Raw genomic sequence first — 10,185 nt, 5'->3', positions numbered from 1 at the left:
GTGGTGGATCCGCTGCAGCAACTGCTCTCGGCCGGCGTCGTGCCGCAGAATCCGCTGCCGCCCACGAGCCGGTACGCCGGCGTCGGCATCGCCCACCACGTGGCCGAAACGGAGCCCGGCGTCGAGCCCGTGCCCGTCGCGTTCCTGCGGCGACGGCTGGTGCCGAAGCCGGAGCGCTTCAGCACCCTCTACGAGGTGCGGTGCGTCGAGGGCGACCGGCGCGACCTCCTCGCGGCACGGCACTACGGCGACCCCGAACTGTGGTGGCGCCTCGCCGACGCCAACGGCGTGATCGACCCCGCCGGCATGGCCGGCCCTCCCGGGCACGTCGTGCGCATCACCCTGCCCGTCGACATGAGGGGGGCCGATGGCTGAGCTGCCGCCGCACCCCGTACGGCTGCACCTGTACGCGGGACCCGCGATCGCCGTGCCGGCTCCGCAGGCGCTCGTGGAGGCTCTCCGAGAGGTGACGATCGAGAACGGCTCGGGCGACACCCAGAGCGGGTTCGAGCTGGTCTTCGACGTGCCCAAGAAGTCGCCGCTGTCCACCCTGTTCCTCCTCACCGGCGGCGTCTCGATCCCCCTCTTCCGCATCGTGCTGGCCGTGACGATCGGCGGCACCACGGAGGTCCTCGCCGACGGCGTGATGACCGACCACGAGTTCAAGACCGACGGGACGACCGCGACGCTGCACGTCAGGGGCAAGGACCTCACGGCCGTCATGGACATCTTCGAGCTCGACGGCATCCCCTACCCCGCGATGCCGGTCGCGGTGCGCGCGCTCGCCGTCCTCGCGAAGTACGCGGCGCTCGGCGTCGCCCCCCTGGTCATCCCCGCACTCGTCGAGGACCCGCCGATCCCCACCGAGAAGATCCCGCGGCACCAGGGCACCGACTACGCGTACCTCAAGAACCTCGCGCACGAGGCGGGCTACGTCTTCTACATCGACCCCGGTCCGGTCCCGGGCCTGAGCAAGGCGTACTGGGGACCGGAGGTGCGTCTCGGCATCCCGCAGCGCGCGCTCGACGGCGGGCTCGACGGCCCGCACGACAACGTCACCGGGCTGAACTTCACTCTCAACAAAGAGGCGAAGGAGCTGCCGGTCGTGACGGTGCATGAGCCGTGGAGCAAGGCGCCGATCCCCATCCCCATCCCCGACATCAATCCGCTGCGGCCGATGCTCGGCGTCGTCCCTCCCCTGCCGCCGAAGCTCACGTTCCTCCCGGGCACGGCGAAGCTCAGCGCGCCTGCCGCGATCATGAAGGGCATCGCGTACGCGGGGCAGCACGACGACATGGTCACCGGCACCGGTCAGCTCGATGTCGCCCGCTATGGCCGCGTCCTCAGATCGCGAGGGCTCGTGGGGGTGCGCGGCGCCGGCGACGCCTTCAACGGTCTGTACTACGTCAGCAGCGTCACCCACAAGATCGCGCGTGGCAGCTACACGCAGTCGTTCACCCTCGCCCGCAACGCCCTTCTGTCCACTGTCCCGGAGGTGCCCGTATGAGCGACACAGAGACCGCCGTCGCCACCAAGAAGCTCTTCGGCAAATACCGGGGGACGTGCGTCAACAACATCGACCCGATGCAGATGGGGCGCATCCAGGTGCTCGTCCCGTCGATCGGCATCCCGCCGAGCTCGTGGGCGATGCCGTGCCTGCCCGTCACCGGCACCCAGACCGGCATCTTCACCGTCCCGGCCATCGGGGCGGGCGTGTGGGTTGAGTTCGAGGGCGGCGATCCCGACTACCCGGTGTGGGTCGGCGGGTTCTACTCCCCCGCCGATGTGCCCGCAGCCGCGCGCATCGTGCCGCCCGGAGTGTCGGGGCTCACCTTCCAGACGCTGCTGAGCAACTCGATCACCATCAGCGACACGCCAGGGCCGACCGGCGGCATCCTCATCAAGACCACGACGGGCGCGATGATCTCGGTCAGCGACGTCGGCATCACGATCAGCAACGGCAAGGGCGCCGTGATCTCGATGGTCGGTCCGACCGTCAGCATCAACGCGGGCGCCCTCACGGTGACGTAGGAGGAAGGATGCCGGGACCCGTGCTCACTCAGGCCTCTTCCGTGCTGTGCTCGCACGGCGGGGTGGCGACGGCCGTGTCACCCTTCCCGCGGGTGCTGGTGGCGGGCGCGCCCGTCGTCACGCTCGCGACGCAGTACGCGATCGCGGGATGCTCCCTCTCGACGTCGTCGGGCCCGTTCGACGTCAGCGGGCAATGGGTCGCCGGAGCCGTCCGGGTGCTGGCGGGCGGCGTCCCCGTCGCCATCGCGACCGGGTCGTCCATCACCGTCGCGACCGGCGCGCCGCTGATCCCGGGCGCCGTGCAGCCGAGGGTGGTCGCGTCATGAGCGGCATGCTCGACTTCCCGTGGGCCGTGGACGGCACCGGGCGCACGGCGACCACCGGGCGCGACGAGCACGTGCGCGACCTCATCGAGCAGGTGCTGCTCACGTCTCCCGGCGAGCGCGTCATGCGGCCCGAGTTCGGGGCGGGGCTGCTCGCGCAGGTCTTCGCACCCGGCGGGCCGGAAGCAGCCGCGGCATCCCAGTTCCTGATCCAGGCGTCGCTCGAGCGCGAGCTCGCGAACGTCATCGCGATCGAGTCGGTCGAGGTCGAAGCCCAGGACGCAGCCCTCGTCGCGACGATCGCGTACGTCGTGCGCGCGACCGGGTCGCACGAGGTGCAGACGTTCCGCACCCCGCCGGGGGTGTCGCCATGACCTGCTACACGTGCGGCGATCAGCGCCGCCTCATGGCGGTGAAGCTCGCGGGGCTGCTCAACGGCATCGAGTTCCTCGAGGTGCGCGACCACGACGAGCCCGACGACGCGCTGCGCCAGCGGACGCTCGTCGTCCGCCTGCTGCTGGCGGTGCCGGCGGGCCTCGACCGCACGTGGATCGCGCTCGAAGGCGGCGAGCGCATCCGCCCCGTCGCTGTGGAGTGGGCGAAGGCCGGCACGGACCTCACCGGCTCCGAGCTCGACCTCATCGACGGGTACGACGACCCCGCGACGCTGCTCGTCGTGCGCACGGCACGGTGGGGCGACTTCTCCCTGTACACGCTCCGCGTGCGCACGCCCGGAACCACCGACCCGCCGACGGGCTTCGACCCGCTGCTGGCAGGTGTGCCCTTCTCGTTCAAGGTGGAGTGCCCGAGCGACCTCGACTGCCTCCGGCCGTGCACCTGCCCGGCGGGCGTGCACCATCCGCCGCCGATCGACTACCTCGCGAAGGACTATCAGGGCTTCCGCCGGGTCATGCTGGAGCGGATGGCGCTGCTCGCACCGGGATGGACGGAGCGGTCGTCGGCCGACATCGGCGTCATGCTCGTCGAGCTGCTCGCCTACGCCGCCGACGAGCTGTCGTATCGGCAGGACGCCGTGGCGACCGAGGCCTACCTCGGCACTGCCCGCAGCCGCATCTCACTTCGCCGCCACGCGCGCCTCGTCGACTACCGCGTGCACGACGGCGCGAGCGCCCGGGTCTGGGCGCGGCTCCTCGTGGGCGAGGGCGCCGTCGACGTCCCCCTCGCGGCGGGCACTCGGCTGCTCACGCGCGTTCCCGGAGTCGACGACCAGCGCCTGGAGAAGGACACGCGCGACTACGAGCGGGTCATCGACGCGCAGCCTGTCGAGTTCCAGACCGTGCACGGCGCGCTGCTCGACCACGACCTCTCCGAGCTGCGCTTCTGGACCTGGGGGCGCCTCGACGAGACGCTGAGGCCCGGTACGACATCGGCGACGCTGCGGGGCGATCACCCTGCGCTGCGCGCGGGCGAGGTGCTCGTGCTCGCCGAGACCGTCTCCCCCTCGACGCGCGTTGCGGCGGATGCCGACCCGAGCCGCCGTTTCGCCGTGCGACTGGTCGAGGTGCGGGCTTCGAAGGACCCCTCCGGCACCCTCTTCGACGGCGGCGAGGAGGACGTCACCGAGATCCGCTGGCACGAGGACGATGCCCTTCCCGCCGCGCTGTGCATCGCCGTGGACGGGATCGAGACCGCGGCCGCGTGGGGCAACATCGTGCTCGCCGATCACGGGGCGACCGTCGCCGGCGAGAGCGGAGACGGCGAGCCGCTGGGGGCCGTGCCGCTCTCGCGACTCGTGCGGGCCGGCGCCGACTGCGACGACGAGGGCGAGCGCGTTCCCGCCCGGTACCGCCCTTCGCTGATGCAGCTGCCGCTCACGCGCACGGTCGTCCATGATCGCGAGGTGCTTGCGACGGCCCCGTACACCGCGGCTCTGCGAGCGGAGCTGCAGGGCAGCGCGTCGAAGGATGAGCTGCAGGCGCTCTTCGCCGCCGCGGGCATCGCGCAGATCGGGGACGAGGCCATCGTGCGGGGATCAGGGATGCTGCACTCCCTGAGCTTCGGCGGACGCGCCTGGCTGCTGCGCGAGAACGTCACCGACGACACGCTCGAGGTTCTCGAGGAGTGGGAGTCGGCCTCCGCGGCCTGGTCCGGGGATCTCCGCTCCGCGGCGCCGGCGGTGACGCTCACGGGCGAAGAGCCCGGCGGCGCCGGGCACGACTGGCACCCGAGCCCCGATCTCATCGCGAGCGACGGCGAGCACCGCGCGTTCGTGGTCGAGCAGGAGCACGACGGGACGGTGCTGCTCAGGTTCGGCGACGACGAGCACGGCGCCCGGCCACCGGAGGGCACCGCGTTCCGCGCGACCTACCGCGTCGGCAACGGCGTCGCCGGCAACATCGGGCGCGAGAGCCTCGCGTACCTCGTGGGCGACGAGACCGACCTCGTCGCAGTCGTGAACCCGATGGCGGCGTTCGGCGGCGTCGACGCCGAGACCGGGGACGAGATCCGGCGCGACGCCCCGGCGACCCTGTCGATCCAGGAACGGGCGGTGACGACCTCGGACTACGCGGCCAGAGCGCAGCTGCATCCCGGAGTCGAGAAGGCCGAGGCGACGTTCCGCTGGACCGGGTCGTGGCACACGGTGTTCGTGACGGCGGATCGCCGGGGCGGACGCGGGGTCGACGCCGGGTTCGAGGCGGCGCTGCGCGCACAGCTCGAGCGCTATCGCATGGCGGGGTACGACCTCGAGGTCGACGGGCCGGCGTTCGTGCCGCTCGACGTCTCGCTGTTCGTGTGCGTCGAGCACGGCCACCACCGTTCCTCGGTCGCCCGCGAGCTGCGGGCGGCGCTGTCGGACGCGGTTCTGCCCGACGGGCGGTTGGGGCTGTTCCACCCCGACCGCTTCACGTTCGGCAGGCCCGTCTACCTCTCGACGATCCTCGCGGCCGCTCACGCGGTGCCGGGCGTCGAGTCCGTGGAGGTCCTGAGCTTCCAGCGACAGCACGAGCCCTGGTCGAGCGGCATCGATTCGGGCGTCCTGCCGATGGGGCGCCTCGAGATCGCGAGACTCGACGACGATCCCGACTTCCCCGAGCGCGGGGTGCTCGCGCTGACCTACGGAGGCGGATCATGAGCGCCCATCACTCGGCCTGCGGCTGCGCCGCGTGCCGCGCGGCTGCCGCACCGCCGCTGCCGGTCGCCAACCGTCCGGGCCTGCGGTCCATCCGGTACCGCGCGGGCACGCACGGCGACTTCCTCTCGGCCATGATCGCGGGGCTCTCCCGCGACACCAGTCCGCCGACGCAGGCGATCCCTCCCGCCATCGACCCGCCCCAGCCGCACGAGGCGCGGCCGGCGCTGCGGGGGCTGCGCACGCGCGACGCCGACGACGCGACCATCGCGCTCCTCGATGCGTTCGCCGTGACCGCCGACATCCTCACGTTCTACACGGAGCGCCTCGCGAACGAGGCGTATCTCGGCACCGCGGCCGAGCGCACGTCGCTGCAGGAGCTCGGCGCCCTCGTCGCGTATCGCCTCGGTCGTGGTGCGGCCGCCGAGGCCGCCCTCGCGTTCTCGCTCGAGAAGCCGCCGGCACCCCTGCCCGAGTCGATGAAGGATCCCGGGATCGCTCCGCCCGCCGTGCCCACCGCGCTCACGCTGCCCGTCGGGCTGCGGGTGCAGAGCGTGCCCGGGCCGGACGAGCAGCCGCAGACGTTCGAGACCGTCGAAGAGATCGAGGCGCGCCCCGAGTGGAACGCCCTGCCCGTCGTGCCGACCCTCCCCTTCCCTCAGGTGGCCGCGCCGACCGAGGCGTGGTTCGAAGGCACCACCCTGGGGCTCGCGCGTGGCGACGTTCTCCTGTTCACGGGGCCTGAGCTCGGCACCGAGTGGGACCTTCGCACCCTCGACTCCGTGGATGTGGTCGAGAAGGCCGGCGTGACGCACGTCACGTGGACCGGCGGCGTCGCGTCCACCATGCCGCCCTCGATGCCCATCACCGACCTGCGGGTGTTCGTCTTCCGCCGCCGGTTCGCCGTCTTCGCCCACAACGCCCCCGTCTGGGTGCTCGCCGACCCCGAGGCCGACCCGCCGACGTACCTCAATCCCGACACCGACAGCGGCTTCCTCGCGACCACGTCCTCCGGCGACACGACCTCGACGTTCCTCGACGGCGCCCACCCCGAGATACCGATCGGATCGTGGCTCGTGCTCGACGCGGCGGCGACCAACGGCCGGTTCCGCGTCGCGACCGTGCGCGAGGCCTCGCTCGCGATCTGGGGCGTCGCCGGCAGGACGACGGCACTCGGCCTGACGGGACCCGCCCTGGGCGTCGACCTCTCCCCGCGTGACGTGACGGTGCTCGCCGTCCCCGAGCCTCTGACGCTCGCCGGGGTTCCCGTCACCTCCGCGATCTCGGGCACCACGCTCCTCGTCGACGGGGACGCGCACGAGATGATCGCGGGACGCACGGTGATCCTGTCGGGGACGGATGCTGCGGGCACGGCGGTCAGCGAGCCGGTCCTGGTCGCATCCGCCGACCCCGTCGCGAGCGGCAGGACGCTTCTGACGCTCGCGTCCGCGCCGACGATCGCCCCCACCCGCTCCTCCGCCGTCGTCTTCGGCAACGCCGCCCGCGCGACGCACGGCGAGACCGTGACGCAGCTGCTCGGCTCGGGTGACGCCCGAGTGCCGTTCGCCGCGTACCGCCTGCAGCAGTCCCCCCTCACCTTCGTCCGTGCCGCGACACCGCGCGGCACCGCGTCGACCCTCGAAGTGCGCGTCGACGATGTGCGCTGGACCGAGGTGCCGACGACAGCCACCGCCGGCGCGACCGATCGCGTGTACGAGACCCGGGACGACCCGGACGGCGGCATCAGCGTCGTGTTCGGCGACGGCGTCCACGGCGCGCGGCCGTCGTCGGGATCGACGAACGTGCGGGCCCGCCACCGCAAGGGCGTCGGGGCGGCGGGCAACGTCCGCAAGGACCAGCTGGGAATCGCCCTCGACCGACCGCTCGGACTGCGGGGTGTGACGAACCCCGCGCCCGCCGTCGGCGGCGTGGACCCTGAGACCGAAGCCGACGCACGGCGGGCCATCCCGATCCCCGTGCGCACCCTCGGCCGCACGGTTTCGCTCCTCGACTACGCCGACTTCTCGCTCGCGTTCGCCGGCATCGGCAAGGCCCGGGCGGACGTGCTGCCGGCGAACGGCGGACCGCTCATCGTCGTGACGGTGACGGATGCTGCGGGCGCGGCGCCGCCCGCACAGATCGTCGAGCGGCTCGAGCGCGAACTCCGGCGGTGGGGCGATCCGCTCGTGCGGGTCTCGGTCGTGCCCGTCCGGCTGGTGGACTTCCGGATCGCCCTCAAGGTCGACAGCGACCCCGATCGCGAGCGCGGGAAGGTGCTCGTGTCGCTCGAGCATGCTCTGCGCGACACGTTCGGCGCGGTCGCCCGCGAGCTGGGCGATCCGGTCCATGCCTCCGAGCTCGTCGCGGTCGCCGCATCCGTCGTCGGCGTCGCCGGGATCGATCTCGACCAGTTCCACCGCGGAACCGGACCGGGTCTCGCGAAGCGCCTGGTCGCGGCATCCGCGGCTCTCGCGGTGCCCGATCCGCTCGGTGCCGAGCTGCTGGCGCTCTCGTCCGACCCCTTCCCGCCCCTCCAGGAGATGCCATGACCGAGCCCGAGGCCGGAACGGCCGCCGCGCACCTCTGGCAGCTTCTGCCGGCGGTCTATCGCCTCCGCGACGGCGAGGCGGGAGGCGTGCTCGCCGAGCTCCTCGATGTCTTCGGCGATCAGCTCGAGGTGCTCGCGGAGGAGCTCGCGCAGCTGTACGACGACCAGTTCGTCGAGACGGCCGCGCCATGGGCGACACCGTACGTCGGCGGCGTCGTCGGGTACCGGCCGATCCACGGCGTCGTGCCCGAGGTGGTCTCGCCGCGCGCCGAGGTCGCGAACACGGTCGCCTATCGCCGTCGCAAAGGGACCGCCGCGGTCATCGAGCAGCTCGCCCGGGATGTCACCGGGTGGCCCGCCCGCGTGTACGAGTCGTTCGAACGCGTCGCGACGACGCAGTACCTGAACCACACGCGTCCGCATGCGGCGGCGAGCGCGGGACTGCGGGACCACGAAGCCCTCCACCACGTCGTGCAGCAGGGCGCCGCGTTCGACGACCTCGCGCACACGGCCCACGCCCGTCCCCTTGCTTCGAACTGGCGGGAGCGGCGGGGTCGCTACGGCATCGTGAAGGTGCCGATCTTCCTCTGGCGCACGCAGCCGGTGCTCATCGAGCGCTCGCCCCTCGCCCCCGACCCCGCCGCCGATGGCCGCAGGTTCCGGTTCGACCCGCTCGGCGCCGATGTGCGGCTGTTCAGCCAGCCGCGGATCGAGACCGACATCGCGCACCTCGCGGAGCCGCCCGACGTGCCGCAGCCTCTCACCGTGCGGTGGGCCGCCGACCACGAACCCGCCGTCTACGGGCCGACGATGTCGCGGGCGCGCCGGTCGATCTTTCTCGAACGGCAGACGGGTGGCGGCGAACCTGCCCCCATCCCGCTCGCGGTGGTCCGATTCGCCGACCTCTCCGACGTGCCGGGCGGCGGCGGGGCCTGGGCGCACGAGCCCGCGGCGGGCGACGTGCACATCGACCCCTCTCTCGGCCGCGTCTGGTTCGGCGACCCGCTCGCCGCCGACGAACGGGTGCTCGCGACCTTCTCGATCGGCATGGCGGTGCCCGTCGGGGCGGGCAACCGCCGCCGGGGCGACGACCCGCTCCCCTTCCCCCGCCGCACGGCCTCGGCGGGCGGATCCCTGCAGGCGGCACTCGACCTCTCGCAAGAGGCGGGCACCGTGCTCATCGTCGATTCCGATCGCTATGCGCAGAGTGTGACGATCACCGCGCTCACGCCCGATCCGACGGCCGGCGACGACGACGCGGCGGTGTGCCTCGCCGCCGATGCTGTCGCGCGGCCCTCGCTGGAGCTCTCGTCGCCGCTGAGGCTCGACATGGCGGCGAAGAGCACGGTGGTGCTCGACGGCCTGCTCGTCTCGGGTGCCCCCGTCGTGCTCGACGAGATCGACCCGCCTGATCGCGAGCGCCGCACCATCGTCATCCGCGACACGACGCTCGTGCCGGGCATCACCCGGACGACCACCGGGGCGCCGGCCTCGCCGACCGGGGCCAGCCTGATCGTGCTCGACCCGTTCGCCTGTGTACGGATCGAACGCAGCGTCATGGGACCGATCATCGCGGTCGAGGGCGCGGCGATCGAGATCGTCGACTCCATCGTGGACGCCTCGTCGCGGACGGGCGTGGCCATCACCGGCCGCGACGGCACGTCGCCGCGTTCGGTGTCCTCCGTCGCCGACTGGGAGACGGGCGACGGCACCGCGGCCGCCGGCGACCTCGACATCGTCGCGTCGACGGTCGTCGGCAGCATCCGTTGCATCCGATTGGATGCCTCGAACTCGCTGCTCGTCGCTGCCCCGGCCGCAGGCGACCCTCGGCCCCACCCCGTGCACGCCGAGCGGAAGCAGCAAGGGTGCGTGCGGTACTCGTTCCTGCCGGACGGGTCGCGCACCGGGCGTCGTTTCCACTGCACGCCCCGACCCGACGACCCTCTCGCGGTGCAGCGGGCCTCTCGCCCGCGCTTCGGCTCGATGCGCTACGGCGACCACGACTACCTGCGGCTGCACGAGGGCACGCCCGACCGCATCCGGCTGGGCGCCGACGACGAGGGCGAGATGGGTGTGACGCACCGCCTCTACGCGCCGCAGCGCGAGGCGAACCTGCGCATCCGCCTCGACGAGTACCTGCGGTTCGGCCTCGCGGCCGACCGCATCTTCGCGACATGAATCCGGGAAGGGGA

At 72.5% G+C, this 10,185-nt stretch carries 8 protein-coding genes; all 8 read left to right on the top strand.

Translation table 11 applies throughout. The features are described from left to right. Genes ASF40_RS13515 through ASF40_RS13480 form a run of 8 tightly spaced genes read left to right on the top strand, consistent with a single transcriptional unit; the run spans nucleotide 1 to nucleotide 10,171 of the window. Nucleotides 1-375, top strand: coding sequence for a hypothetical protein (locus tag ASF40_RS13515; RefSeq protein ID WP_056369789.1), 375 nt, complete (start codon nucleotides 1-3; stop codon nucleotides 373-375). Beyond that, complete coding sequence (locus ASF40_RS13510) at nucleotides 368-1,507, top strand: hypothetical protein (RefSeq protein WP_056369788.1); 1,140 nt, start codon at nucleotides 368-370, stop codon at nucleotides 1,505-1,507. The genes ASF40_RS13515 and ASF40_RS13510 overlap by 8 nt, the downstream gene beginning before the upstream one ends. Then, on the top strand, nucleotides 1,504-2,031 hold the full coding sequence (locus ASF40_RS13505; RefSeq protein ID WP_056369786.1) for a phage baseplate assembly protein V: 528 nt from the start codon (nucleotides 1,504-1,506) through the stop codon (nucleotides 2,029-2,031). The genes ASF40_RS13510 and ASF40_RS13505 overlap by 4 nt, the downstream gene beginning before the upstream one ends. 8 nt (nucleotides 2,032-2,039) lie before the next feature. Beyond that, nucleotides 2,040-2,357: a hypothetical protein gene (locus ASF40_RS13500; RefSeq protein ID WP_056369783.1), complete on the top strand. Its 318-nt coding sequence runs from the start codon at nucleotides 2,040-2,042 to the stop codon at nucleotides 2,355-2,357. Further along, entirely contained in the window at nucleotides 2,354-2,728 is a 375-nt protein-coding gene (locus ASF40_RS13495) for a GPW/gp25 family protein (RefSeq protein WP_056369781.1), read from the top strand. The genes ASF40_RS13500 and ASF40_RS13495 overlap by 4 nt, the downstream gene beginning before the upstream one ends. Then, nucleotides 2,725-5,448 (top strand): putative baseplate assembly protein, encoded by a 2,724-nt coding sequence (locus ASF40_RS13490; protein ID WP_056369779.1) that lies wholly within the window; start codon nucleotides 2,725-2,727, stop codon nucleotides 5,446-5,448. Before ASF40_RS13495 ends, ASF40_RS13490 begins: the two co-directional genes overlap by 4 nt. Then, nucleotides 5,445-7,994: a baseplate J/gp47 family protein gene (locus ASF40_RS13485; protein ID WP_056369777.1), complete on the top strand. Its 2,550-nt coding sequence runs from the start codon at nucleotides 5,445-5,447 to the stop codon at nucleotides 7,992-7,994. The genes ASF40_RS13490 and ASF40_RS13485 overlap by 4 nt, the downstream gene beginning before the upstream one ends. Beyond that, on the top strand, nucleotides 7,991-10,171 hold the full coding sequence (locus ASF40_RS13480) for a hypothetical protein (protein ID WP_056369775.1): 2,181 nt from the start codon (nucleotides 7,991-7,993) through the stop codon (nucleotides 10,169-10,171). Before ASF40_RS13485 ends, ASF40_RS13480 begins: the two co-directional genes overlap by 4 nt. Nucleotides 10,172-10,185 lie beyond the last annotated feature (14 nt).

Source organism: Microbacterium sp. Leaf288, from assembly GCF_001422925.1.
GTDB lineage: Bacteria > Actinomycetota > Actinomycetes > Actinomycetales > Microbacteriaceae > Microbacterium.
The sequence above is the reverse complement of the archived record's forward strand: the minus strand, read 5'-3'. Positions and strand labels throughout refer to the sequence as shown.